This window comes from Lelliottia nimipressuralis, from assembly GCF_041464075.1.
Taxonomy (GTDB): domain Bacteria; phylum Pseudomonadota; class Gammaproteobacteria; order Enterobacterales; family Enterobacteriaceae; genus Enterobacter; species Enterobacter nimipressuralis.
In genome coordinates, this window is sequence record NZ_CP167172.1 from 4,585,213 (window position 1) to 4,611,040 (window position 25,828).

Below are 25,828 nucleotides of genomic sequence, written 5' to 3' on the forward strand. Positions count from 1 at the left end.
TAACGCACCTCACACTTTTTATGAAAATTCTGTAACCGCTTCCACAAACTATCTGTAAAAATGGATGCGTCAGAAGTTCGGTGGTCCTGCGAGGAGAAGACGTTGAAGTCCAGGAAAGAGGTTGCTTCGGCGACCATGAAAGACGTTGCCCAGAGAGCCAAAGTATCCACGGCAACGGTGTCCCGCGCATTAATGAACCCGGATAAAGTCTCTCAGGCGACGCGCAATCGCGTCGAGCAGGCGGCGCTGGAAGTGGGCTATTTGCCGCAAGCAATGGGGCGTAATGTAAAGCGTAACGAATCGCGTACAATTCTGGTTATCGTGCCGGATATTTGCGATCCCTTCTTCAGCGAAATAATCCGTGGCATTGAAGTGACCGCTGCGAAACAAGGCTATCTGGTGCTGATCGGCGATTGTGCCCACCAGAATCAGCAAGAAAAAACCTTTATTGACCTGATTATCACCAAGCAGATCGACGGCATGCTACTGCTCGGCTCGCGCCTGCCGTTTGATGCCAGTATCGAAGAACAGCGCAATCTGCCGCCGATGGTAATGGCGAACGAGTTCGCGCCAGAACTGGAGCTGCCGACCGTCCACATCGATAACCTCACCGCCGCCTTTAACGCCGTGAATTATCTTCAGGAGCTGGGGCATAAGCGCATTGGCTGTATCGCCGGGCCGGAAGAGATGCCGCTGTGCCACTATCGCCTGCAGGGTTACGTTCAGGCGCTGCGTCGCGCGGGTGTGACGGTCGATCCACATTACATCGCCCGTGGCGATTTCACCCTCGAAGCCGGTGGCCTCGCGCTGGAAAAATTACTCGCGCAACCAGAGCCGCCAACCGCCGTGTTCTGTCACAGTGATGTGATGGCACTAGGCGCATTGTCCTACGCCAAACGTCGCGGTCTGCGGGTGCCAAAAGACTTGTCGATCATTGGCTTCGATAACATTTCGCTCTCCGAGTTTTGCGATCCGCCGCTCTCGACGGTCGCACAGCCGCGCTACGACATCGGCCGCGAAGCGATGCTCTTGCTTCTCGATCAGCTGCACGGTCAAACGGTCAGCAGCGGCTCGCGTTTACTCGATTGCGAGCTGATCATTCGAGGCTCCACACAGGCGCTTACTTAAAGTAAATGTCTTTCAGACTCCCTTATCTGGTCAAAGGCCCGCCGCTTAAGTAACATGGCGGGCTGACGAACGAATAAATACAGCGAAACGATAGTGGCACAACGAGATTATGTACGTCGCGGCCAGCCGGCACCTTCGCGACGCAAAAAGAGCACCTCACGGAGCAAGCAGCGTAGCCTGCCCTCTGTCTCGCCAGCAATGGTCGCGATTGCTGCCGCCGTTCTGGTGGCCTTCATCGGTGGTCTGTACTTTATTACTCACCACAAGAAAGAAGATGCTGAAGCCCTTCAGGGCAACAAGGTCGTAGGCAATGGTTTGCCGCCAAAACCGGAAGAGCGCTGGCGCTATATCAAAGAGCTGGAGAGCCGTCAGCCGGGTGTGCGTGCGCCCACTGAGCCTTCCGCCGGTGGCGAAGTGAAAAACGCCGATCAGCTGACCAACGAACAACGCCAGCTGCTGGCCCAGATGCAGGCCGACATGCGCCAGCAGCCAACTCAGCTGAACGAAGTACCGTGGAATGAACAGACGCCGCAGCAGCGCCAGCAAACCCTGCAACGTCAGCGCCAGGTTCAGCAGCAAGTGCAACAGCAACAACAGCAGCAGTGGACGCAAACACAGCCAGTGCAGCAGCCTCGTACGCAGCCGCGCGTGACGGAACAACCGTATCAGCAGCCGCAGCAACAAACGCGTACGGTGCAGACTCAGCCAGTTCAACAGCCGCCGAAAACGCAAACGCAAAAACCGGCGACGTCGACTCAGCCGTATCAGGATCTGCTGCAAACGCCTGCGCATACCGCCGCGCAGCAGCCTAAAGCGCAGCCACAGCAGAGCGCACCGGTGGCACAGGCAACCGAGGCACCGAAGCAGACGGCAGAGAAAAAAGATGAGCGCCGCTGGATGGTTCAGTGCGGTTCGTTTAAAGGTGCCGAGCAGGCCGAAACCGTGCGCGCCCAGCTCGCGTTCGAAGGATTTGATTCACGCATTACCACCAATAACGGCTGGAATCGCGTGGTCATTGGCCCGGTCAAAGGCAAAGATAATGCCGATGGGACCATTAGCCGTCTGAAGATCGCCGGCCACACAAACTGCATTCGACTCGCTTCTGGGGGTTGAAACCCCCAAAATCCCCCCCATCTATCATTCTATTCAGCCCCGAGCACAGGCTCGGGGTATCTGTTCCCAATTTGTAACCAGGGGGTCTGCTCGTGACAACAATTGTAAGTGTACGCCGTAACGGCCATGTGGTAATTGCCGGCGACGGCCAGGCCACGCTGGGTAATACCGTCATGAAAGGCAACGTGAAGAAAGTTCGCCGTCTGTATAACGACAAAGTGATCGCCGGTTTCGCTGGCGGCACCGCTGACGCCTTTACGCTGTTTGAACTGTTTGAACGTAAACTGGAAATGCATCAGGGCCATCTGGTCAAAGCCGCCGTTGAGCTGGCGAAAGACTGGCGTACAGACCGCATGCTGCGCAAACTTGAAGCGCTGCTGGCCGTTGCCGATGAAAACGCGTCGCTGATCATTACCGGTAATGGCGACGTCGTTCAGCCAGAAAACGATCTGATTGCTATCGGCTCCGGCGGTCCTTACGCCCAGGCCGCAGCGCGCGCTCTGCTGGAAAATACCGAACTGAGCGCCCGCGAAATTGCCGAGAAGGCGTTGGGTATTGCAGGTGATATCTGCATCTACACCAACCACTTCCATACCATCGAAGAATTGAACTCTAAAGCGTAAGGATCTCCCATGTCTGAAATGACCCCACGCGAAATTGTCAGCGAGCTGAACAAGCACATCATTGGCCAGGATAACGCGAAACGCTCCGTTGCCATTGCCCTGCGTAACCGCTGGCGCCGCATGCAGCTCGACGAAGAGCTGCGCCATGAAGTGACGCCAAAAAACATTCTGATGATCGGCCCGACCGGTGTCGGTAAAACCGAAATCGCCCGTCGTCTGGCGAAACTCGCCAACGCGCCGTTCATCAAAGTCGAAGCCACCAAGTTCACCGAAGTGGGCTACGTGGGGAAAGAAGTGGATTCCATCATCCGCGATCTGACCGACTCTGCGATTAAAATGGTGCGCATTCAGTCGATCGAGAAAAACCGCTACCGCGCTGAAGAGATGGCGGAAGAGCGCATTCTCGACGTGCTGATCCCACCGGCGAAAAATAACTGGGGACAGTCCGAGCAACCGGCTGAGCCTTCTGCGGCGCGCCAGTCCTTCCGCAAAAAACTGCGTGAAGGAGAGCTGGACGACAAAGAGATTGAAATCGATCTCGCCGCGGCACCTATGGGTGTCGAAATCATGTCCCCTCCGGGCATGGAAGAGATGACCAGCCAGCTGCAGTCCATGTTCCAGAACCTGGGCGGCCAGAAGCAAAAACCGCGTAAGCTGAAAATCAAAGACGCGATGAAGCTGCTGATCGAAGAAGAAGCGGCAAAACTGGTGAACCCGGAAGAGCTGAAACAAGACGCTATCGACGCGGTTGAACAGCACGGTATCGTGTTCATCGATGAAATCGACAAAATCTGTAAGCGCGGCGAATCCAACGGCCCGGACGTGTCCCGCGAAGGCGTTCAGCGCGACCTGCTGCCGCTGGTTGAGGGCTGTACCGTATCGACCAAACACGGCATGGTCAAAACCGACCACATCCTGTTTATCGCATCTGGCGCATTCCAGGTGGCTAAGCCTTCCGATTTAATCCCGGAACTGCAGGGCCGTCTGCCAATTCGCGTTGAGCTGCAGGCGCTCACCACCGAAGATTTCGAGCGCATCCTGACCGAGCCAAATGCCTCCATCACCGTGCAGTACAAAGCGCTGATGGCGACCGAAGGCGTGAACATTGAGTTCACCGAAGACGGTATCAAACGCATCGCACAGGCCGCGTGGCAGGTGAACGAAACCACCGAGAACATCGGTGCGCGTCGTCTGCATACGGTGCTGGAGCGTCTGGTGGAAGATATCTCTTATGAAGCCAGCGATCTGAACGGTCAAAGTATTACCATTGATGCAGATTATGTGAGTAAACATCTGGATGCGTTAGTGGCAGATGAAGATCTGAGCCGTTTTATCCTATAATCGCGCTTAATGTAATTTCATCATCATTGATGGGGGCTACTGCCCCCATTTTTATTGGCTAAATACTATGACTGATATCAGCCGTACTCAGGCGTGGCTGGAAAGCCTGCGTCCTAAGACCTTACCTTTGGCATTCGCTGCCATCGTCGTTGGCTCCGCACTGGCATGGTGGCAGGGGTATTTCGATCCGCTGGTCGCCGGGCTGGCGCTTATCACGGCCGGTTTGCTGCAAATCCTCTCAAATCTCGCCAATGACTATGGCGATGCGGTGAAAGGCAGCGATAAACCCGACCGTATCGGGCCGCTGCGCGGAATGCAAAAAGGGGTGATTACTCAGGCGCAGATGAAGCGCGCGCTGGTTATCACCGTGGTGCTGATCTGTCTGTCGGGTCTGTCGCTGGTGTCAGTGGCCTGTAAAACCACCGCGGATTTCATCGGCTTTATGGTGCTGGGCGGGCTGGCTATCGTGGCGGCAATCACTTACACCGTGGGTACGCGTCCCTACGGTTACATTGGCCTGGGTGATATCTCCGTGCTGGTGTTTTTCGGCTGGCTGAGCGTCATGGGGAGCTGGTATCTGCAGGCACACACGCTGATCCCGGCCATTTTCCTGCCGGCCACCGCCTGCGGTTTACTGGCGACGGCAGTATTGAACATCAATAATCTGCGCGATATCGACAGCGACCGTCTGAACGGCAAAAACACCCTCGCAGTGCGCTTAGGCCCGGTCAACGCGCGTCGCTATCACGCCGCTCTGCTGATGGGTGCACTGGTCTGCCTGGCGTTGTTTAACCTGATTTCACTGCACAGCATCTGGGGCTGGCTGTTCGTCCTGGCCGCACCGCTGCTGATTAAACAGGCCCGTTTCGTGATGCATGAGATGAGTCCTGCCGCGATGCCGCCGATGCTCGAACGCACGGTAAAAGGCGCGCTGCTGACTAACCTGTTGTTTGTCATCGGAATTGTGTTAAGCCAGACGATCGGTTAACTGACAAATATCAATTAACAATTGATGATTTTGCCAACAATGCGTTTCGCGCGATATACTGAACACATTCGCAGCAACCAGACATTAAACCTATGAAATACGATACTTCCGAGCTTTGTGACATCTACCAGGAAGATGTCAACGTCGTGGAACCGCTGTTCTCCAACTTTGGAGGACGGTCATCGTTTGGCGGACAGATCATCACGGTAAAATGTTTCGAGGATAATGGGTTGCTGTATGAACTTCTCGAACAGAACGGCCGTGGTCGCATTCTGCTGGTCGATGGCGGGGGTTCTATGCGTCGTGCGTTAATCGATGCCGACCTTGCCCGTCTCGCCGTGCAAAACGAGTGGGAAGGTCTGGTGGTATATGGCGCGGTGCGTCAGGTGGACGATCTCGAAGAGCTGGATTTGGGCATCCAGGCCATCGCGGCGATTCCGGTCGGCGCGGCGGGTGACGGCATCGGCGAAAGTGACGTGCGCGTCAACTTCGGCGGCGTAACCTTCTTCTCGGGCGACCATCTCTACGCCGACAATACCGGGATTATCCTTTCCGAAGATCCGCTGGATATCGAGTAATAAAAAAGCCGGGTGGCGTTTACGCTTACCCGGCCTACTTTTCTGCGTCACCCTTCCCCTGACGATTTCGCGCGATAGCAAAGCCGCTACGGCGCGAAAGAGGACGGGGAATTAAACTTCTTCCATACGCCCTAACAGCGCCTGCAGACGATCCTGCCAGCCGTTCTGCTGCTCACGCAGCTGGCTGTTTTCGCGCTCGAGCTCTTCGCGGCCATGTTGTGCAGCCTGCACTTCCTGCGACAGCGAATTGTTTTTCTCTTTCAGCTCTTCAATTTCCATCTGCAGCAGCGTGATGGTGTCAATCGCCTGCTGTACTTTCGATTCCAGTTTCTCAAACACTTCTAATGACATGGTCATACCTCTCCTGAATTGCAAGGCGACGCTTTAACGAAAACGCGCACGACATATAGTTGTCGATTGTATGGAGCGCCGCCGTCCCTGTCCAGCGGCACACCGCGCAGATTGCGGTTTGCAACACTTTTCGGCCTGGTCCTGGTGCGTTCGCTGCATATACCCCTAAATTGTTAATACTTTAGTTAATGAAATGATTCAGCTCTCATTTGCAAAATGATGCAAAAATGCGCTTTATGGCGCGATAACGCTCATTTTATTGACGCAGCACACACATTTTGATTTCGATATTTCTCGTTTTTGCTCGTTAACGATAAATTAACACCATGTCTACAGGACATCGTGGCCGCTCAGTCGCTGCGCTAACAATAACATTCATCTTTCTTCAGGATTCCGATTATGAGTCAGACATCAACCTTAAAAGGCCAGTGCATCGCCGAGTTCCTTGGTACCGGGTTGTTGATTTTCTTCGGGGTAGGCTGTGTCGCTGCACTGAAAGTGGCGGGTGCCACGTTTGGCCAGTGGGAAATCAGCATTATCTGGGGTCTGGGTGTGGCGATGGCCATCTACCTGACCGCAGGGGTTTCCGGCGCACATCTTAACCCGGCGGTGACCATCGCGCTGTGGCTGTTCGCGTGCTTCGACAAACGCAAAGTTGTCCCTTTCATCATTTCGCAATTTGCCGGCGCCTTTTGCGCAGCGGCGTTAGTTTACGGGCTTTATTACAATCTTTTCATCGACTTCGAACAGACGCATCATATGGTGCGCGGCAGCGTCGAAAGTCTTGATCTGGCCGGTATCTTCTCCACGTATCCGAACCCACATATCAATTTTGTGCAGGCGTTCGCGGTTGAAATGGTGATTACCGCTATTCTGATGGGCGTCATTATGGCGCTGGGCGATGACGGCAACGGCATTCCGCGTGGCCCGCTGGCACCGCTGCTGATCGGCCTGCTGATTGCAGTAATCGGCGCATCCATGGGGCCGCTGACCGGCTTTGCGATGAACCCGGCGCGTGACCTTGGACCGAAAACCTTCGCGTTCTTCGCTGGCTGGGGCGATGTTGCCTTCACCGGTGGGAAAGATATTCCTTACTTCCTGGTGCCGCTGTTTGGCCCGATTGTAGGGGCTGCGCTGGGTGCATTCGGCTATCGTAAATTAATTGGTCGCCACTTACCGTGCGACACCTGTGTGGAAGAAGAGAAGGAAACGACCTCTGCCACACAACAAAATGCTTCGCTGTAATCTGACTACGGGACACATACTATGACCGACAAAAAATATATCGTTGCGCTCGACCAGGGCACTACCAGCTCCCGCGCTGTCGTAATGGATCATGACGCGAATATCGTCAGCGTGTCGCAGCGCGAATTCGAACAAATTTATCCGAAGCCAGGCTGGGTTGAGCACGACCCGATGGAAATCTGGGCCACCCAAAGCTCCACCCTGGTCGAAGTGCTGGCGAAAGCCGACATCAGCTCCGACGAAATTGCCGCAATTGGTATCACCAACCAGCGTGAAACGGCGATTGTCTGGGAACGCGAAACCGGCAAACCGATCTACAACGCCATCGTCTGGCAGTGCCGCCGCACAGCGGAGATCTGCGAGAAGCTCAAGCGCGACGGCATGGAAGAGTACATCCGCAACGCCACCGGTCTGGTGGTGGACCCGTACTTCTCCGGCACCAAAGTGAAGTGGATTCTGGACCACGTGGAAGGCTCCCGCGAGCGCGCAAAACGCGGCGAACTGCTTTTCGGCACCGTGGACACCTGGCTTATCTGGAAAATGACCCAGGGACGCGTACACGTCACCGACTACACTAACGCCTCGCGTACCATGATGTTCAACATCAACACCCTTGAGTGGGATGACAAGATGCTGGACGCGCTGGATATCCCTCGCGCCATGCTGCCGGACGTACGCAAGTCCTCCGAAGTTTACGGCCAGACCAACATTGGCGGTAAAGGCGGCACGCGTATTCCCATCTCCGGTATCGCCGGTGACCAGCAGGCGGCCCTGTTTGGCCAGCTGTGCGTGAAAGAAGGGATGGCGAAAAACACCTACGGTACCGGCTGCTTTATGCTGATGAACACCGGCGAGAAAGCGGTGAAATCCGACAACGGCCTGCTGACCACCATCGCCTGCGGTCCGAAAGGTGAAGTGAACTATGCGCTGGAAGGCGCGGTATTCATGGCGGGCGCGTCCATTCAGTGGCTGCGCGACGAGATGAAGCTGATCAGCGATGCGTTCGATTCCGAATATTTCGCGACCAAAGTGAAAGACACCAACGGCGTGTACGTGGTGCCCGCGTTCACGGGTCTCGGCGCGCCCTACTGGGACCCGTATGCTCGTGGTGCCATCTTCGGCCTGACGCGTGGTGTGAACTCGAACCACATCATTCGCGCCACGCTGGAATCCATCGCCTATCAGACGCGCGATGTCCTGGAAGCGATGCAGGCAGACTCCGGCATCCGTCTGCACGCCCTGCGCGTGGACGGTGGTGCTGTTGCGAATAACTTCCTGATGCAGTTCCAGTCCGACATTCTGGGCACTCGCGTTGAGCGCCCGGAAGTCCGCGAAGTGACGGCGTTGGGTGCGGCGTATCTGGCCGGTCTGGCGGTTGGCTTCTGGCAGAATCTTGACGAGCTGCAGGAGAAAGCGGTGATCGAACGTGAATTCCGCCCAGGCATCGAAACCACCGAGCGTAACGTTCGCTACAGTGGCTGGAAAAAAGCGGTAAAACGCGCTCTGGCGTGGGAAGATCACGACGAATAAGCCTTATCTGCCCTCTCCCCCCGGAGAGGGCATCAAACCGCACCCTCCCCCACTCTGTGATAAACTTCGTGCAATTCCTTTTGACTGCATGAGTATCTGATGAGACGTGAACTTGCTATCGAATTTTCCCGCGTAACCGAAGCCGCCGCCCTGGCGGGCTACAAATGGTTAGGCCGTGGCGATAAAAATATCGCTGACGGCGCTGCCGTCCACGCGATGCGCATTATGCTCAACCAGGTCAATATTGACGGCACCATCGTCATCGGCGAAGGCGAGATCGACGAAGCGCCGATGCTCTTCATTGGCGAAAAAGTCGGTACCGGCAACGGCGACGCGGTGGATATCGCCGTCGACCCGATCGAAGGTACGCGCATGACAGCCATGGGCCAGGCTAACGCGCTGGCAGTCCTGGCCGTCGGCGATAAAGGCTGCTTCCTCAACGCGCCAGATATGTACATGGAAAAGCTGATTGTCGGTCCGGGCGCAAAAGGCGCTATCGATCTCAACCTGCCGCTGGAAGATAACCTGCGTAACGTCGCCGCTGCGCTGGGTAAACCGCTGAGCGAACTCACGGTCACTATTCTGGCGAAGCCGCGCCACGACGCCACCATCGCGCATATGCAGCAGCTGGGCGTGCGCGTGTTTGCTATCCCGGATGGCGACGTAGCAGCGTCAATTCTGACCTGTATGCCAGACAGCGAAGTGGATGTCCTCTACGGCATCGGCGGCGCACCGGAAGGCGTAGTGTCAGCCGCCGTGATTCGCGCGCTGGATGGCGATATGCAGGGCCGTCTGCTGGCACGTCACGATGTCAAAGGCGACAACGCAGAGAACCGTCGTATCGGTGAAGACGAACTGGCGCGCTGTAAAGCGATGGGCATCGAAGCCAATAAAGTGCTGCGTCTGGACGAAATGGCGCGCAGCGATAACGTCATCTTCTCGGCCACTGGTATCACCAAAGGCGATCTGCTGGACGGAATCACCCGCAAGGGCAATATGGCGACCACCGAAACCCTGCTGATTCGCGGTAAATCACGCACCATCCGCCGCATTCAGTCGATTCACTATCTCGATCGCAAAGACCCGAACGTACAGACGCACATTCTGTAAGACAATTTGTTCTAATGAGCTTTCCAGCCGCAGCAGGCTGGAAATCTCTCTCGCAAGAATGGAAGATAGCGTAAGAAAACAGCTCAGGAGAACATCATGGCGGAGTGGGTAACTGGAAAAGTCACAAAGGTAGAATTCTGGACCGATGCACTATTTAGCCTCACCGTGCATGCCCCCATTCACCCATTTACGGCCGGGCAGTTTGCCAAGCTGGGGCTGGAGATTGACGGCGAGCGCGTGCAGCGCGCCTACTCTTACGTGAATGCGCCTGATAATCCGGATCTGGAGTTTTACCTGGTCACAGTGCCAGACGGCAAATTAAGCCCGCGACTGGCGGCGCTGAAACCGGGCGATGAGATTCAGATTGTTAGCGAAGCAGCAGGTTTCTTTGTGCTGGACGAAATCCCGGACTGCGACACCCTGTGGATGCTGGCGACCGGCACCGCCATCGGCCCTTATCTGTCGATTTTGCAGTACGGGAGAGATCTGGAGCGTTTCAAAAACATCGTGCTGGTCCATGCCGCGCGGTATGCCGCCGACCTGAGCTATCTCCCGCTGATGCAGGCGCTGGAGACGCGTTACGAAGGGAAGCTGAAAATCCAGACCGTGGTGAGCCGCGAAACGGCAGAAGGTTCGCTGACCGGACGCGTTCCGGCGCTGATTGAGAGCGGAGAGCTTGAAGCGGCTGTCGGCCTGACGATGAACACCGAAAACAGCCACGTGATGCTATGCGGTAACCCGCAGATGGTGCGCGACACCCAGCAGTTGCTGAAAGACTCCCGGCAGATGACCAAACACTTGCGTCGCCGACCGGGCCATATGACTGCCGAACACTACTGGTAATCAGCGGAACTTCACTTCCAGCGTGTCTTTACCGTATTTATTCTCGCTCTGGGTGCCGACAAACGCGCCCAGGTCGATAATCGTCATCACAAAGATGACGGTCGGGATCAGTTTTCCTACCACCCACGGAAGAATTGACGGCAACATCGACCAGTTCCCCGCCAGCAGCATCCACGCCAGAATCACCAGCAACGCCCACAGGCCGGACCGGCCACGATCGTGCAGACGTTTGACAATAACCGACGCCGTCGGCCAGAGCAGACACACCAGCGCAAACGCCGCCGTTTGGGTGCCTAACCAGTTGTTATAGGCGAGGCCGAAAAGCACCAGCATCGCGACAATCCACGTACCAATCCAGATCCAAAAATCACGGCGTCCGATACGCCCTTTGAATGAAAACAACCACTGCTGTATGGTCATGTAAGGTTCCTTATTATCGTATGCCGCGTAGTTTACCCTGGAGTGGTGACTTTTTGACAAGCAGACCAGATATCGTTTTAATCATGAACAGTTACGTTCAGGGACAATGTTGATGAAAAGTTGGGCTTATCCTTTTTGGCTGTGTTTCACCCTGCTGAGTGCCAGCTTTTCCCTGTTCGCCGCCGATGCCCCCGCAACGGCACCTTACCTTCTGCAGGGCGCGCCATCGTTTGATCAGTCGATCAGCCAGTTTCGCGAAGCCTTCAACAAAGAAAACCCGAAGCTCGCGCTGGGCGAGTTCCGCGCCATCGACAGCGCGCGGGATACGCCAACCCTGACGCGCGCCGCGAGCAAAATTAACGAAAACCTGTACGCCTCCACGGCGCTGGAGCGCGGCACGCTGAAAATCAAAAGCATGCAAATCACCTGGCTGCCGATTCAGGGGCCAGAACAAAAAGCCGCGAAAGCCAAAGCGCTGGAGTACATGAGCGCCATTTTGCGCGCCTTCACCCCGAGTCTGACCAAAGCACAGAGCCAGCAAAAGCTGCAAAAACTGCTGACCAGCGGCAAAAACAAGCGCTACTACGCCGAAACGGAAGGCGCGATTCGCTATGTGGTCGCAGATAACGGTGAAAAGGGACTGACCTTCGCTGTTGAACCGATTAAGCTGGCGCTATCTGACGCACTCGGAGGGGCGAATTAATGACAAAAAGCAAAGCCTTTCGAGGGAAAATCTCTATACTGATTCACAGACCATGCTGCTCTCACGGGCGGCCATAATCCTTAATTCGCTTTTTTAGCGTGGAGAATTGAAATGCGACATCCTTTAGTGATGGGTAACTGGAAACTGAACGGCAGCCGCCACATGGTAAACGAGCTGATTGCTAATCTGCGTAAAGAGCTGGCTGGCGTGACCGGCTGTGCGGTAGCGATCGCTCCACCAGACATCTATCTGGATCTGGCTAAACACGCCGCTGACGGCAGCCACATCGTGCTGGGCGCGCAGAACGTTGACGTTAACCTGTCTGGCGCATTCACCGGTGAAACCTCTGCAGAAATGCTGAAAGACATCGGCGCACAGTACATCATCATCGGCCACTCTGAGCGTCGTACTTACCACAAAGAGTCCGACGAGTTCATCGCCAAGAAATTCGCTGTGCTGAAAGAGCAGGGTCTGACCCCGGTTCTGTGCATCGGTGAAACTGAAGCCGAAAACGAAGCAGGCAAAACGGAAGAAGTTTGCGCACGTCAGATCGACGCCGTGCTGAAAACGCAGGGCGCAGCAGCGTTCGAAGGCGTGGTTATCGCTTACGAGCCAGTCTGGGCGATCGGTACCGGCAAATCTGCCACCCCAGCGCAGGCACAGGCTGTTCACAAATTTATCCGTGACCACATTGCTAAAGCCGACGCGAAAGTGGCTGAGCAAGTGATCATCCAGTACGGCGGTTCCGTCAACGCATCTAACGCGGCAGAGCTGTTCACCCAGCCTGACATCGACGGCGCACTGGTTGGCGGCGCATCCCTGAAAGCAGACGCTTTCGCGGTGATCGTTAAAGCAGCAGAAGCCGCTAAACAGGCGTAATTGCCGTTGTGACGGGTGGCGTTTCGCTATCCGCCCGACAAAATGCCAGGCCCGGTAAGCGCTCGTCGCCACCGGGCTTTTTTACAGCTGTCCGAGCACGCTGAACCACAAATAATCCAGCGGCAGTAGCACCAGCCAGGTTGCCACCGCCAGCGCCAGACACAGCAACATTCCTGCTTTCGCAGGCACTTTCCCAAGCCCCATCGCCACCACGATCGGCGACGCCTGATACGGCAGTAGCGGCGTGGAATACCCCAGCACCTGAATCATAATCACCGACAGCAGCGGGAAACCCGTCGCATCCGAGAAACTCTGCGCAAGCGTGGTATAGAGCGCCGGAACGCCGTTGGCGGTCATGATGAAATTTAGCGCCGTGGTGATGCCGGTCAGGGCGATAAAACTGGTAAACGGCTTATCCGCATCGAGCGGCATCAGGCGCAGCAACGCCTCCCCGACGGCGCTGCCGATGCCCGTTTGCGTCACGGTGATCGCCAGCCCCAGAATCCCTGCCACATAGATACAAGTGCGCATATTCACCCCGGCCGAAAACTCTTCACCGGTAATAAAGCCAAAGCGCGGCAGCATGACGATCACAGACGCCGCCAGCCCCGTCCAGGCCGGGCCTACGCCGTGCCAGCTCTCCGTCACCCACATCACCAGCACTACCGCCAGCAGCCACGCCAGGCGCCTCTCATCGCGCCCCATTGGGGCGGCTGGCGCAAGCTCCCGCGCGGGTTTTGGCGAGCCAGGGAACAGCCAGCAGATCAGGCCAATCAGAATCAGTCCTTTGAGAATGCCGAGCACCGGCGTGTGCAGCAGCAGGTAGGGCACGTAGTTCAGGTGAATGCCGTAAGAGCCTTCCGCCGCGCCGCTCATCACCAGATTGGGCACGTTAGCGGGAAGGATGGTCGCAGAAAGCTGAAAAGTACCGAATCCGACCGCCAGCGCCAGGCCAAACCACGCCCGCGAGCCGTCCGCAATGCTGGCCCGCTTCGCCATCGCCGCCACAATCGGCATCAGCAGCGCGATGCGCCCCATGTTTGATGGCATCACGAACGCCAGGGCATAGCTCAGCAACACCACGCTTGCCACCATCAGCGGCCACGAGTCAGTGAGTTTCGCCGAGAGCGCCCGCGCGGCCCTGTCCGCCAGCCCGGTTTTGCGGATCGCGACGCCAAGCACAAAGCCGCTGAACACCAGCCAAAATGCAGATGAGGCAAAGCCGCCGAAAATGACGTCCGGTGGCGCGATTTTGGCGGTCATCGCCGCAGTGAAGAACAGCAGCGCGGTGATAAATTCCGGCAGGAGCGAGGTGGCCCACAGCACGATGGTGACGCCAACGATAGCCGAGGGCAGAAACAGAGGGTGAGCAAACCAGAGCGACATGCCTGTCTCCTGTAGATTTTTTCAGCAAGTCTACGGCGACAGGCAGCGCGAGTAAACGCTATTTATGGTGGGGTCACTGGAGGATATGACATTGATGATCCTGCAATTCCTCAGCGGAAGCGCGGTTAAGCGTCAGCAGATTGCGCTCCGTTGCCAGCAGCACAAATGACCCGTCGGACTGCTGGGCCATCGCCAGCGCAAAGCGGCCCATGTGCTCGCGCGCTTGCGGCATTTCGTCGGCCAGCATCATAAACGGGCTACGCTGCACCAGCTCATTTTCTGTCACCCGTCGCGCCAGATATTCATGCCCTTCCAGCCCACCCGGGAAAGGCAGCCATTGAGTGCTGATTTCCCCCTGATGCGCATTGAGCTTTTCGCGCACATCGGGACGCAGGCAGGAGATATGGATGTGGAAATGATTTTGCGTGCGCCCGGTCGGGGAGTTGATGGTCAGGGAGACGGCGCTGTCAGGCACATCCGCGCCGCGTTTCATGCTCATAAAATTGCGCGACTGCCAAGCCAGCCAGAAGAAATTCGGCGTTTGCGGCTCGGTGAGCAGCGGGCTTTCGGTGCCGTTGATGCGGTAGGTGGGCATCAGGAGATACTGTAGCGGCCCGTTGCGGTCTTTGAAGACCACATAACCGGCGTCCGGTTTCACCTGCGCACAGGGCGCTGGCTGGCGGTTATTCAGCTGATTTGGCAGGCACTGGTCGAGAACGATATGGCGTAACGCGTCCGGATTGCCGGATTTTATCCAGATCCAGCCGCCTGCGGCGAGGAGAATGGCGACCGCCATCAAGACCATCAGTTTTTTCATTACGCGTTCCCTGTTGTCGTCAGAGGCGAAAGAGTAACGCAAAAACATGACCAAATAAAAAAGCCCGGCGGATTTCTCGCGCCGGGCCACCGTGTCATGCGTTGATTAGCGTTTGCTGATCTGGTCGAAAGTGCCGCCGTTAGAGAAGTGCTCTTTCTGCGCTTTCGCCCAGCCGCCAAACTCCTCGTCGATGGTGAACAGCTTCAGTTTCGGGAACGCGCTGTCATATTTCTTCGCCACAGCCTCATCGCGTGGACGATAGAAGTTCTTCGCGGCGATCTCCTGGCCTTCCGGGGAGTAGAGATACTTCAGGTAAGCTTCTGCCACCGCTTTGGTATCTTTCTTCTCGACCACTTTGTCGACGATGGAAACCGTCGGTTCAGCCAGAATCGATTCGCTCGGGGTTACGATTTCAAACTTGTCTTTGCCCAGCTCGTTAGTCGCCAGCAGCGCTTCGTTTTCCCATGCAATCAGCACGTCGCCAATGCCGCGCTCAACGAAGGTATTGGTCGAGCCGCGCGCACCGGAGTCCAGCACTTCGACGTTTTTAAACAGGGATTTGACGAAATCCTGCGCTTTAGCCTGATCGCCGTTGTTGTGATGCAGAGCGTAGCCCCACGCTGCCAGGTAGTTCCAGCGTGCGCCGCCTGAGCTTTTCGGGTTCGGGGTGATGACAGACACGCCTGGTTTGATCAAATCATTCCAGTCATGAATCTGTTTCGGGTTGCCTTTACGCACCAGGAACACGATGGTGGAGGTATACGGCGCAGAGTTGTCCGGCAGGCGTTTGATCCAGTTCTTATCAATACGACCACGTTCAGCAATGGCATCGACGTCATAGGCCAGCGCCAGAGTGACCACGTCCGCTTCAATGCCGTTGATGACAGAAGTCGCCTGTTTGCCTGAGCCGCCGTGAGACTGGCGAATCACCACGTTATCGCCGGTTTCTTGTTTGTAGTGTGCCGCAAAGGCTTTGTTGTATTGATCGTAAAGCTCACGCGTCGGATCGTACGACACGTTCAGTAACTGGATATCCTTTGCCAGAACGCTGGACGATGCCAGCAATAAAGTTAACCCCACGCCCCATTTATTCATCTTCCAACTCTCATTGTGTTGTGTTTGATGAATGCAGCGTGCCAGAAAGCGAACCAATGATTAAAGAATAAAAAAAGATTGGCTATAACTGAGTGGAATAAAAAATGTTCAGCAGGCAGGAAAAGCAAAACGGTAATCCGAAGATTACCGTTTTTCGTTCTTTCACCCTCTCTCCCGACGGGAGAGGGCTGGCGTGAGGATATCAGGCCGAATCAGTACAGTTTTTTCGCGCAGTCCAGCCAGTCACCTTTGAACGGACGCTTCATGTTTTCAATCGCGTCGATGATGTCATGGTGAACCAGTTTCTCGTTCTGAATACCGACGCAACGGCCGCCGTGGCCCTGCAGCAGCAGATCGATCGCATATGCGCCCATACGGGAAGCCAGGATACGGTCGTATGGACCTGGGGAGCCACCGCGCTGGATGTGGCCCAGAACCGTAGCGCGGGTTTCGCGTTTGGTTTCGGTTTCGATGTATTTCGCCAGCTCGTCAACGTCACAGATGTGCTCGGTGATAGCAACGATCGCGTGTTTCTTCCCTTTCGCGATGCCTGCTTTGATTTCGTTAACCAGGTCTTCGCGGCTGAATTCTACTTCCGGCACCACGATGAACTCGCAGCCGCCCGCAATCGCTGCCGCCAGGGTCAGGTCGCCACAGTAGCGGCCCATCACTTCTACGATAGAGATACGCTGGTGAGATGAAGAGGTGTCACGCAGACGGTCAATTGCTTCAACGACAGTACCCAGGGCAGTAAAGAAGCCGATGGTGTAGTCGGTGCCTTTGATGTCGTTGTCGATGGTGCCCGGCAGACCGATGCAAGGGAAGCCCATTTCAGTCAGACGTTTTGCACCCATATACGAGCCGTCACCGCCGATAACAACCAGCGCGTCCAGGCCGCGTTTTTTCATGTTCTCAATAGCCACTTCACGGATGTGCTCTTCACGGAACTCCGGGAAACGCGCAGAACCGAGGAAAGTACCGCCACGGTTAATCATGTCGGATACGCTATAGCGATCCAGCTGAACCATGCGGTCTTCGTACAGACCCAGGTAACCGTCATATACGCCAAAAATTTCCAGACCTTCCGTCAACGCCGCGCGAACAACCCCACGAATGGCTGCGTTCATGCCAGGCGCATCACCGCCGCTTGTCAACACACCGATTTTCTTAATCATGACTACCTCTGAACTTAGGAATGCAAAAATGAAATCTGTTGCCGGAAGACGTCTATTCGACCAACCAATACTGCAAATAGTATATCAATCACTTCCAGCTGAATTGATTCAGGTCAGACCCAATGGCGGTAATTTATCCACAAAATGCTGGCCTGGCTCACTTTTTTACAACGAATTACGAAAGCTCAAAATGTCCTTTGCCTTCCCTGGGGACGACTGAGCAGGGGTCCTGGTGAATAATCACGTCCGAGCCCGGGAAACGCTGCAAAATCGCCTGCTCTACCTGCTCAGCCACTAAATGCGCTTGAACGAGCGGTAAATTGTCTTCCATTTCTAAATGAATCTGAATAAAGCGGGTCGGCCCTGACTGCCGCGTACGAAGATCGTGAGCACCACTGACGCCGGGCCAGGAGGTCACGATTTCAAAGATCTCTGCGCGTTCGGCATCGGGCAGCGCGCGGTCCAGAAGCGATTGCACTGCTTCATAACCCATGCGTAAAGCGCTGTATAAAATATAAACCCCAATCCCTAACGCGAACAATGCGTCGGCACGATGCCATCCGTACCACGCCAGTCCGAGCGCAATAAGAATCGCGCCATTCATCATAACATCAGACTGATAATGAAGCATATCTGCCCGTACTGCCTGACTTTGCGTTCGGCGAACCACCCAGCGCTGGAAAGTTACCAGAACAATTGTGCTAATAAGTGCGATAACGGTAACGATAACCCCAACGCCCGGATCGTTCATCGGCGTCGGTGACGCCAGATGCTGGATACCGGTCAAAAACAGGAACAGCGCCGAGCCGGAAATAAACATACTTTGCGCCAGCGCCGCCAGCGATTCCGCTTTTCCGTGGCCAAACGTATGCTCTTCATCCGCCGGTTGCAGGGAATAGCGCACCACCAGCAGATTGGTAAGGGATGCCGCGATATCCACCAGCGAATCCACGAGCGCGGCCAGAATACTGACCGAGCCGGTATACCACCACGCAAAGATTTTGATGATCAGCAAACACGACGCCATAACCGTCGCGGCGATTGCGGCGCGGCTCACCAGCCGGCCATAGGATTGATTCATAAACACTCCTGTCATGCCATGCCGCTAGTATAACGGATGGAAAAGGAGTCAAAGGATGAATAAACGGTTAACAAACTTGAATGAAGGGCAAAAAAAACCCCCTCATCATGAGGGGGAAGACAGGGATGGTGTCTATGGCAAGGAAAACAGGGTCTACTGGTTACTACGGGTATTGCTACTAAAAAGCTTTATCTCAGAGCTTTGTTGCATCCGGGCAACCTCACGCAACTGATCCATACGTTGCTGATGTTTGTCGTTCAAAACCGCTTGCTGCTCGGGCGATAGCAGGTGGAACATCTGGTTGCGGACCCTGGCCATTTCGACCTGGCGGGCAACTTGTTCCTGCGCCATCTTTTCTGCCTGAGCGCGCACAGCGCTTTCGTCAAAATTTTCTGCGGTGACAAGGCGATGCATTGTCTCCATTTCGCTAACATTAACAGGGAGTCGATCGTGTCGTGCCCTGTGCATCAGATCTCGCATCTGTTGACGCTGATGTTCGGTTAAACTTATGCCGTCAAACATATTGCTTTGGCCACTGTGCTGCGTAATACCCTCTGCCGAGGGACCGTTATCGCCGGTGATGACTCCAGCAGCCTGGCTAAGAGCACTAAACGCCAGTGTTGAGGCCATGACGGCAGCGGTAACTTTGCGCATCACTTGCTCCCAAAATCTTTCGTGTCGCGATTCAACGAGAGCTAGTTTACGATTCGGGCTGCAAACATGCGTCAGGGGGTGTAAAACAACGTAAAGTCATGGATTAGATAGCCTTGATGTCGTAATTTCTGCCTCGGAGGTATTTAAACAATGAATAAAATCCTGTTAGTTGATGATGACCGAGAGCTCACATCCCTGTTAAAAGAGTTGCTCGACATGGAAGGCTTTAACGTGCTGGTTGCCCACGATGGGGAACAGGCGCTGAGCCTGCTTGATGACAGCATCGACTTGCTTTTGCTTGACGTGATGATGCCGAAGAAAAACGGTATTGATACGCTGAAAGAATTACGCCAGACACACCAGACACCTGTAATCATGCTGACCGCGCGCGGCAGCGAACTGGATCGCGTTCTCGGCCTTGAGCTGGGCGCGGATGACTATTTACCCAAGCCGTTTAACGACCGCGAGCTGGTTGCCCGTATTCGCGCAATCCTGCGCCGTTCCCACTGGAGCGAACAGCAGCAGAATACTGACAACAGTTCTCCAACGTTAGAAGTGGACTCTCTGAGCCTGAACCCGGGCCGCCAGGAAGCGAGCTTTGACGGCCAGACGCTGGAACTGACCGGCACCGAGTTCACCCTGCTGTACCTGCTGGCCCAGCATCTCGGCCAGGTGGTCTCGCGTGAACATTTAAGCCAGGAAGTGCTCGGCAAGCGCCTCACGCCGTTTGACCGCGCCATCGACATGCACATCTCTAACCTGCGCCGTAAGCTGCCGGAGCGCAAAGACGGTCACCCATGGTTTAAAACCCTGCGTGGTCGCGGTTATCTGATGGTTTCCGCTTCATGATAGGCAGTTTAACCGCCCGCATTTTCGCCATTTTCTGGCTGACGCTGGCACTGGTTTTAATGCTGGTTTTGATGTTGCCAAAACTCGACTCACGCCAGATGACGGAGCTTCTCGACAGCGAGCAACGTCAGGGCGTGATGATCGAGCAACACGTAGAAGCCGAGCTGGCAAACGATCCGCCTAACGATTTGATGTGGTGGCGCAGGCTGTTTCGCGCTATCGACAAGTGGGCGCCGCCCGGACAACGCCTGCTGCTGGTTACCAGCGAAGGCCGCGTGATTGGCGCGGAACGCAATGAAATGCAGATCATCCGCAACTTCATTGGCCAGGCGGATAACGCCGATCACCCGCAGAAAAAGAAATACGGTCGGGTAGAAATGGTAGGGCCATTTTCCATCAAGGATGGGGAAGATAATTACCAACTCTATCTGATTCGACCGGCGAGCAGCTCCCAGACCGACTTCATCAACCTGCTGTTTGACCGACCGCTGCTGCTGCTGATTGTAACCATGCTGCTCAGTTCTCCGCTGCTGTTATGGCTGGCGTGGAGCCTGGCAAAACCCGCGCGTAAGCTGAAAAATGCCGCTGATGAAGTGGCGCAGGGCAACCTGCGACAGCACCCGGAACTGGAAGCCGGGCCGCAAGAATTCCACGCCGCAGGGGCCAGTTTTAACCAGATGGTGACAGCGCTTGAACGGATGATGACCAGCCAGCAACGCCTGCTGTCGGACATCTCCCACGAGCTGCGCACGCCGCTGACGCGCTTACAGCTGGGCACCGCCCTGCTGCGTCGTCGCAGCGGTGAGAGCAAGGAGCTGGAGCGTATTGAGATGGAAGCGCATCGTCTGGACAGCATGATCAACGATCTGCTGGTGATGTCGCGCAATCAGCAGAAAAACGCGCTGGTCAGCGAAACAGTGAAAGCCAATCACCTGTGGCACGAGGTGCTGGATAACGCAGCGTTCGAAGCCGAGCAGATGGGCAAATCGTTCACCGTCAACTTCCCGCCAGGCCCGTGGCCGCTGTACGGTAACCCCAACACGCTTGAGAGCGCGCTGGAGAATATCGTGCGTAACGCCCTGCGCTATTCGCATACGAAGATTGAGGTGGCGTTCTCGGTCGATAAAGACGGCATCACCATCAACGTGGATGATGACGGTCCAGGCGTTAGCCCGGAAGACCGCGAGCAGATTTTCCGTCCGTTCTATCGCACCGATGAAGCGCGCGATCGCGAATCCGGTGGGACAGGGCTTGGGCTGGCGATTGTTGAGACCGCCATTCAACAGCATCGCGGCTGGGTGAAAGCCGACGATAGCCCGCTGGGTGGATTACGTTTGACGCTATGGTTGCCGCTGTATAAGCGTTCCTAGTGACTGTGGTGCCGGGCGGCGGCGATGCCTCACCCGGCCTACGGTTTTCCTCCCCTCGCCCTGTGGGAAGAGGGTCGACGTGGAGGTTATTTGCCCCACAATCTCCGCGAATTATCTTCGATCTGCCCACTGATGCGGCGCTTCTGCATCGTTCTCGTCCAGCTTGTCGATAACCCTGCTGCTGACAACAAACACCGATACTGCTCGTCATCAAAGGGCATATGCCAGGCGATCGCACAGGCATCATAAACCGACACCTCGCTGAGTCGTGAAGCGAGTTCCAGCGGCGCATCCGCCGATACCTGCCCGCCCTGAATCACCCGATACAGCCAGCCGGTTTTGCCTGCCGTTTGCAGCTGCGCGGACATATCGCTGATACCAAAATGATAGTTGAGCTTAAAACACGGCGAGCGCGGCTGTGTGACCTGAATCAGCGCTTCGCCCCAACGGAAAATATCGCCAATAAAGACGTTCTTTTCGGTCAGCCCGTCCGTCGACAGATTCTCGCCAAATGCAGGGGCAACGAACAGATCCGCCTGTTCAGGAAACTCCCGCGCCCAGTGCAGATAATGTTCGCGCGGATAGTGGCACAGCGCGCGCTCCGGCCCGCCGTGGATTTTTTTCTCGGCCTGCTCATCCCCCGCCAGCCCGAGTTCGGTCAGCGTCAGTTCACCGTCGACCTGCACTTTGGCAATCGCGCTCGGACGGCTGCCGTCGTACTCCCTGATCTTGCCTGTAAACACATTCACCGGATGTTGCATGTATCATGGCTCCTTTCTGCAGATACAAAAAAAGCGAGTCATCAGACTCGCTTCTCACAGGCTATCGTGCAACCTTATTTTTTAGCTGCGAAACGTGCCGCTGCTTCGTCCCAGTTCACCACGTCCCAGAACGCTTTGATGTAGTCCGGGCGACGGTTCTGGAATTTCAGGTAGTAAGCGTGTTCCCACACATCCAGGCCCACGATTGGGAAACCAGACGCGCCAGAAATCGCTTCACCCATCAGCGGGGAGTCCTGGTTCGCGGTAGAAACCACAGCCAGTTTGTCACCTTTCAGTACCAGCCATGCCCAGCCAGAACCGAAACGGGTCGCTGCTGCTTTTTCAAACTCAGCTTTGAAGTTGTCCACGGAACCGAAATCGCGCTCGATAGCGGCTTTCAGATCGCCCTGCAGGGTGGTGCCGGTTTTCAGGCCTTTCCAGAACAGGCTGTGGTTTGCGTGACCGCCAGCGTTGTTACGCAGAACGGTTTTCTTGTCTGCTGGCAGTTGATCCAGTTTGGTGATCAGCTCTTCAGCAGACAGGTTGGCGAATTCTGGCAGGCTTTCCAGCGCCGCATTCGCGTTGTTCACGTAAGTCTGGTGGTGTTTAGTGTGATGGATTTCCATCGTCTGCTTGTCAAAATGCGGTTCCAGTGCGTCATAGGCATACGGCAGGGATGGCAGTGTATAACTCATAATCCTCTCCATTATTGTCGGGCGGCACAGCTGTTAATGCCGCGTAAGCAGTTGGTTCATTATAGTTAATTAAATGATATTGAAAATGATTATCAATGCCGTACTTTTTATAAGGTTATCCATTTTTGTGCCAATGCCGAATTTGTGAGTCTGCTCACGTGGTTAACGCGCTGATTGCCATGGACAAGAAAAGTGCGGCAACCTTCTGAAGGTTCGCTCGCCGCTTAATTTTTACACTCATCGGGTCGGAGGGAAGCCACCGGCCTATAAAAACGATGAGGACGTAAAAATGAATCATGCGATTACGATGGGTATTTTCTGGCATTTGATAGGCGCAGCCAGTGCAGCCTGTTTCTATGCCCCGTTTAAAAAGGTCAAACATTGGTCATGGGAAACCATGTGGTCCGTGGGCGGTACGGTTTCCTGGCTGATCCTGCCATGGACCATCAGCGCCATGCTGTTGCCCGATTTCTGGGGGTACTTCTCCTCCTTTAGCGCCTCCACGCTGCTGCCGGTCTTTCTCTTCGGCGCGATGTGGGGCATCGGCAATATCAACTACGGTCTGACCATGCGCTATCTCGGGATGTCGATGGGCATCGGGATCGCCATTGGTATCACCCTGATTGTCGGCACGCTGATGACGCCAATCCTGAACGGTAATTTCGACGTGCTGATCAACACCAAAGGCGGCCAGATGACGCTGCTCGGCGTGCTGGTAGCGGTGATCGGCGTGGGGATAGTCACCCGCGCAGGCCAGCTGAAAGAGCGCAAAATGGGCATCCGCGCTGAAGAGTTCAACCTGAAGAAAGGGCTGATTCTGGCGGTGATGTGCGGCATTTTCTCCGCCGGGATGTCTTTCGCCATGAACGCCGCCAAACCGATGCACGAAGCCGCAGCAGCGCTGGGCGTGGACCCGCTCTATGTCGCCCTGCCGAGCTACGTGGTGATTATGGGCGGCGGTGCGCTGGTGAACCTCGGCTTCTGCTTTATTCGTCTGGCAAAAGTGAAGAACCTGTCGGTAAAAGCCGACTTCTCACTGGCAAAACACCTGATCATCACCAACGTGCTGCTGTCGGCGCTTGGCGGCCTGATGTGGTATCTGCAGTTCTTCTTCTACGCCTGGGGCCACGCCAGCATTCCACCGCAGTATGACTACATGAGCTGGATGCTGCACATGAGCTTCTACGTACTGTGCGGCGGGATAGTGGGGCTGGTGCTGAAGGAGTGGAACAACGCCGGACGGCGTCCGGTGAGCGTGCTGAGCCTGGGCTGCGTGGTGATTATTATTGCCGCCAACATTGTTGGCCTTGGCATGGCGAACTGATCACGCCGCTTTTCGACTGTGATGACGCCACTGAACCGGCGTCATCCCCACCTCGCGGTTAAACACCACGGAAAAGTAGTTACTGTCCTCAAAGCCACAGCGCGTCGAGACTTCACTCACCATCAGTTCCGTATGTTGCAGTAGATACTGCGCGTGGCAGATACGCAGCTGGCGCAGATAGTGGTTCACCGTCATCCCCGTCTGGGTGCGGAACTGCTGGCGCAAGGTGCGCTCGCTGCACTGCTCCTGCTCGCAAAATTTCTCCAGCACAAAGCTGCGATTCAGGCTGCCCGCAAGCGTGGTAATCAGCTTATCAAGCAGCGCTTCCTGCGCCGTGGCAGAAGGGTTATCCGTTGCGTAGCGATAGCGTTTGAGGGTCATCACCAGCTGGGCAAACAGCAGTTCGGCCATCTCGTTCGCGCCCGGCTCGGCCTTCAGGCTCTCCTGTTCAAGCTGGGTGATGACGTGTCGTACCTGGGTCATGCCGTTGCTGCTCAATCGCCAGTGCGGCGCGGTGTGCGCCTCATTAAACCCGGGAATATACCCCGCCCAGTCGACGTTGAGCTTTAGCCTGTCCGGGCAGTAAATCACGTTCTGCAAAACCAGGTCGTTGACCGAGGCGTAGGAGTGTTTATCTTCCGCGCGGATATAAAACAGATCGCCGCGGGTGATGCGGTAGGGGCGGTCATTGAGGACGTGCAAACCGTTGCCGCGCCACACCAGCACCAGCTCGCAAAACTCGTGCGTGTGCTCAGCAAAGACGTTTTGCGGATAGCGATCGGCCACCGCGACAGCCTGCCCGGCACTGGCAAAAAAATCGGATTTGCGAAGGATTAACGGAGCGCCCACAACTCACCTCAACGGCTAATAACCTGACATTATTAGCTGTTTTACGGCAAAAAAACGGTGATTCTCCTCGCGTTACTGAAGTGACGCATCCCGGCCTTGGCGAATTTCGCGCGGCGACCAGCTGAATTCACGACGGAACAGCGTCGAAAAGTGGTTACTGTCGCCAAATCCGCAGCGATAAGCGATATCCGTCACGCTATCGTCCGTATGACGCAGCAGGTGCCGCGCTTTGATCAGACGCAGCCGGTTGAGATAGCGCTGCGGCGTCAGGCCCGTGTGCTGCTTGAGCTGGCGATGCAGCGTTCGCAGGGAAAGGGAAAAATTATCAGCCACTGTTTCCCAGCACACCTCTTCCGCGAAGTGTTCTTCGAGCCAGGCCATCATCAGATTAAGGCGCGCATCATTGTTTTCGGCCCCTTCCACCAGGCTGCTGCGACGCAGCAGAACCAGCAGTTGCATGAACAACAGTTCACGGCTGGCGCGCGTATGCGTTTCCGCATTTTCCTCTACCGTTTCCATCTGCCCCACCAGCTGGCGCACCTGCTGCAGGGTGGACTGATTCACTCGCCAGTGCGACGGATAGTGCCCATCCTGCTCCTGCGGCAGAAGCTGGTTAAGCCCGGAGAGAAACTGGAACGCATCTGGTGAACGGTAGAGCACGTTGGTCAGGCACAGGTTATCCGTATGTTCATACAAGTGCCGATCGTGGTCGCGCACAAAGCACACGGTTCCACCGCTGATGGTGTAGGGCTGGCCGTTAAACACGTGAATGCCCGTACCGTGCTCAACAATCACAATCTCATGAAAATCATGATGATGTTCAGGAAAAGCCGCCTGAGGAAGCCGTGGTTCGATCGCCACTGGCGAACTTCCGTGAGGGAAAAAATCCACGCTGTGAAGTACGGTCATATCGGCCACCA

General features: G+C 55.7%; 27 protein-coding genes. 15 read left to right on the top strand and 12 right to left on the bottom strand.

Features of this window, described 5'->3' with window-relative positions:
• Positions 1 to 102: 102 nt before the first annotated feature.
• The 6 genes from cytR (at position 103) to rraA (ending at position 5,771) form a co-directional block, all read left to right on the top strand.
• Positions 103 to 1,128, top strand: a complete 1,026-nt coding sequence (cytR, locus tag ACB496_RS21955; RefSeq protein ID WP_371973790.1) for a DNA-binding transcriptional regulator CytR — start codon at positions 103 to 105, stop codon at positions 1,126 to 1,128.
• Positions 1,129 to 1,221: 93 nt separating this feature from the next.
• Complete coding sequence (gene ftsN / locus ACB496_RS21960) at positions 1,222 to 2,241, top strand: cell division protein FtsN (RefSeq protein WP_100778379.1); 1,020 nt, start codon at positions 1,222 to 1,224, stop codon at positions 2,239 to 2,241.
• A gap of 92 nt (positions 2,242 to 2,333) precedes the next feature.
• Entirely contained in the window at positions 2,334 to 2,864 is a 531-nt protein-coding gene (hslV, locus tag ACB496_RS21965) for an ATP-dependent protease subunit HslV (RefSeq protein WP_100778378.1), read from the top strand.
• A 9-nt stretch (positions 2,865 to 2,873) separates the two neighbouring features.
• Positions 2,874 to 4,205 (top strand): HslU--HslV peptidase ATPase subunit, encoded by a 1,332-nt coding sequence (gene hslU, locus ACB496_RS21970; RefSeq protein WP_100778377.1) that lies wholly within the window; start codon positions 2,874 to 2,876, stop codon positions 4,203 to 4,205.
• 67 nt (positions 4,206 to 4,272) lie between these two features.
• Complete coding sequence (gene menA / locus ACB496_RS21975) at positions 4,273 to 5,193, top strand: 1,4-dihydroxy-2-naphthoate polyprenyltransferase (protein ID WP_371973793.1); 921 nt, start codon at positions 4,273 to 4,275, stop codon at positions 5,191 to 5,193.
• A 92-nt stretch (positions 5,194 to 5,285) separates the two neighbouring features.
• Positions 5,286 to 5,771 (top strand): ribonuclease E activity regulator RraA, encoded by a 486-nt coding sequence (gene rraA / locus ACB496_RS21980; protein WP_100778375.1) that lies wholly within the window; start codon positions 5,286 to 5,288, stop codon positions 5,769 to 5,771.
• Positions 5,772 to 5,882: 111 nt separating this feature from the next.
• Here the strand turns inward: rraA and zapB are convergent, their stop codons facing one another.
• Entirely contained in the window at positions 5,883 to 6,128 is a 246-nt protein-coding gene (zapB, locus tag ACB496_RS21985; protein ID WP_100778374.1) for a septal ring assembly protein ZapB, read from the bottom strand.
• A 393-nt stretch (positions 6,129 to 6,521) separates the two neighbouring features.
• Here zapB and ACB496_RS21990 point away from each other — a divergent pair, with 393 nt between their 5' ends.
• The 4 genes from ACB496_RS21990 to fpr all read left to right on the top strand — a co-directional run bounded on the left by ACB496_RS21990 (position 6,522) and on the right by fpr (position 10,850).
• Positions 6,522 to 7,367: an MIP/aquaporin family protein gene (locus ACB496_RS21990; RefSeq protein ID WP_100778373.1), complete on the top strand. Its 846-nt coding sequence runs from the start codon at positions 6,522 to 6,524 to the stop codon at positions 7,365 to 7,367.
• Positions 7,368 to 7,388: 21 nt separating this feature from the next.
• The gene (glpK, locus tag ACB496_RS21995) at positions 7,389 to 8,897 is read left to right on the top strand and encodes a glycerol kinase GlpK (protein ID WP_100778372.1); all 1,509 of its coding nucleotides are present in this window, start codon (positions 7,389 to 7,391) and stop codon (positions 8,895 to 8,897) included.
• 99 nt (positions 8,898 to 8,996) lie between these two features.
• Positions 8,997 to 10,007, top strand: coding sequence for a class II fructose-bisphosphatase (gene glpX / locus ACB496_RS22000; protein WP_181827030.1), 1,011 nt, complete (start codon positions 8,997 to 8,999; stop codon positions 10,005 to 10,007).
• Between the two features lie 96 nt (positions 10,008 to 10,103).
• Positions 10,104 to 10,850, top strand: coding sequence for a ferredoxin--NADP(+) reductase (gene fpr / locus ACB496_RS22005; protein WP_123429945.1), 747 nt, complete (start codon positions 10,104 to 10,106; stop codon positions 10,848 to 10,850).
• Here fpr and ACB496_RS22010 read toward each other — a convergent pair whose 3' ends face one another.
• Positions 10,851 to 11,270 carry a DUF805 domain-containing protein gene (locus tag ACB496_RS22010; RefSeq protein ID WP_100778369.1) on the bottom strand — a complete coding sequence of 140 codons (420 nt, stop codon included), beginning with the start codon at positions 11,268 to 11,270 and terminating at the stop codon, positions 10,851 to 10,853. It abuts the gene before it with no gap.
• Positions 11,271 to 11,382: 112 nt separating this feature from the next.
• Between ACB496_RS22010 and ACB496_RS22015 the strand changes: the two genes are divergently transcribed.
• Entirely contained in the window at positions 11,383 to 11,973 is a 591-nt protein-coding gene (locus ACB496_RS22015) for a DUF1454 family protein (RefSeq protein ID WP_100778368.1), read from the top strand.
• Between the two features lie 111 nt (positions 11,974 to 12,084).
• Positions 12,085 to 12,852 carry a triose-phosphate isomerase gene (gene tpiA / locus ACB496_RS22020; protein ID WP_100778367.1) on the top strand — a complete coding sequence of 256 codons (768 nt, stop codon included), beginning with the start codon at positions 12,085 to 12,087 and terminating at the stop codon, positions 12,850 to 12,852.
• An 81-nt stretch (positions 12,853 to 12,933) separates the two neighbouring features.
• On the opposite strand, the gene ACB496_RS22025 is transcribed toward tpiA, so the two are convergent.
• The 6 genes from ACB496_RS22025 to cpxP all read right to left on the bottom strand — a co-directional run bounded on the left by ACB496_RS22025 (position 12,934) and on the right by cpxP (position 19,060).
• Positions 12,934 to 14,238: an SLC13 family permease gene (locus ACB496_RS22025; RefSeq protein WP_371973797.1), complete on the bottom strand. Its 1,305-nt coding sequence runs from the start codon at positions 14,236 to 14,238 to the stop codon at positions 12,934 to 12,936.
• A 73-nt stretch (positions 14,239 to 14,311) separates the two neighbouring features.
• Positions 14,312 to 15,055 carry a CDP-diacylglycerol diphosphatase gene (locus ACB496_RS22030; protein ID WP_371973799.1) on the bottom strand — a complete coding sequence of 248 codons (744 nt, stop codon included), beginning with the start codon at positions 15,053 to 15,055 and terminating at the stop codon, positions 14,312 to 14,314.
• A 105-nt stretch (positions 15,056 to 15,160) separates the two neighbouring features.
• On the bottom strand, positions 15,161 to 16,150 hold the full coding sequence (locus ACB496_RS22035; protein WP_102105682.1) for a sulfate ABC transporter substrate-binding protein: 990 nt from the start codon (positions 16,148 to 16,150) through the stop codon (positions 15,161 to 15,163).
• A 212-nt stretch (positions 16,151 to 16,362) separates the two neighbouring features.
• Positions 16,363 to 17,325 (bottom strand): 6-phosphofructokinase, encoded by a 963-nt coding sequence (pfkA, locus tag ACB496_RS22040; RefSeq protein WP_100778363.1) that lies wholly within the window; start codon positions 17,323 to 17,325, stop codon positions 16,363 to 16,365.
• Between the two features lie 175 nt (positions 17,326 to 17,500).
• Entirely contained in the window at positions 17,501 to 18,406 is a 906-nt protein-coding gene (fieF, locus tag ACB496_RS22045; protein ID WP_102105683.1) for a CDF family cation-efflux transporter FieF, read from the bottom strand.
• 153 nt (positions 18,407 to 18,559) lie between these two features.
• Entirely contained in the window at positions 18,560 to 19,060 is a 501-nt protein-coding gene (gene cpxP, locus ACB496_RS22050; RefSeq protein WP_100778361.1) for a cell-envelope stress modulator CpxP, read from the bottom strand.
• Positions 19,061 to 19,210: 150 nt separating this feature from the next.
• Between cpxP and cpxR the strand changes: the two genes are divergently transcribed.
• Together cpxR and cpxA are read left to right on the top strand one after the other, a co-directional pair.
• Complete coding sequence (gene cpxR, locus ACB496_RS22055) at positions 19,211 to 19,909, top strand: envelope stress response regulator transcription factor CpxR (RefSeq protein WP_006179159.1); 699 nt, start codon at positions 19,211 to 19,213, stop codon at positions 19,907 to 19,909.
• Positions 19,906 to 21,279, top strand: a complete 1,374-nt coding sequence (cpxA, locus tag ACB496_RS22060) for an envelope stress sensor histidine kinase CpxA (protein WP_319424306.1) — start codon at positions 19,906 to 19,908, stop codon at positions 21,277 to 21,279. Before cpxR ends, cpxA begins: the two co-directional genes overlap by 4 nt.
• Positions 21,280 to 21,365: 86 nt before the next feature.
• On the opposite strand, the gene yiiM is transcribed toward cpxA, so the two are convergent.
• Complete coding sequence (gene yiiM / locus ACB496_RS22065; RefSeq protein WP_371973805.1) at positions 21,366 to 22,040, bottom strand: 6-hydroxyaminopurine reductase; 675 nt, start codon at positions 22,038 to 22,040, stop codon at positions 21,366 to 21,368.
• Positions 22,041 to 22,114: 74 nt separating this feature from the next.
• Positions 22,115 to 22,735 (bottom strand): superoxide dismutase [Mn], encoded by a 621-nt coding sequence (gene sodA, locus ACB496_RS22070; protein WP_010436906.1) that lies wholly within the window; start codon positions 22,733 to 22,735, stop codon positions 22,115 to 22,117.
• A 289-nt stretch (positions 22,736 to 23,024) separates the two neighbouring features.
• On the opposite strand from sodA, the gene rhaT reads away from it, so the two are divergent.
• Positions 23,025 to 24,059, top strand: a complete 1,035-nt coding sequence (gene rhaT, locus ACB496_RS22075; RefSeq protein ID WP_102105684.1) for an L-rhamnose/proton symporter RhaT — start codon at positions 23,025 to 23,027, stop codon at positions 24,057 to 24,059.
• Here rhaT and rhaR read toward each other — a convergent pair whose 3' ends face one another.
• Together rhaR and rhaS are read right to left on the bottom strand one after the other, a co-directional pair.
• Positions 24,060 to 24,908 carry an HTH-type transcriptional activator RhaR gene (gene rhaR, locus ACB496_RS22080; RefSeq protein ID WP_371973808.1) on the bottom strand — a complete coding sequence of 283 codons (849 nt, stop codon included), beginning with the start codon at positions 24,906 to 24,908 and terminating at the stop codon, positions 24,060 to 24,062.
• A gap of 72 nt (positions 24,909 to 24,980) precedes the next feature.
• Complete coding sequence (gene rhaS, locus ACB496_RS22085) at positions 24,981 to 25,817, bottom strand: HTH-type transcriptional activator RhaS (RefSeq protein ID WP_107702611.1); 837 nt, start codon at positions 25,815 to 25,817, stop codon at positions 24,981 to 24,983.
• Between the last annotated feature and the right edge of the window lie 11 nt (positions 25,818 to 25,828).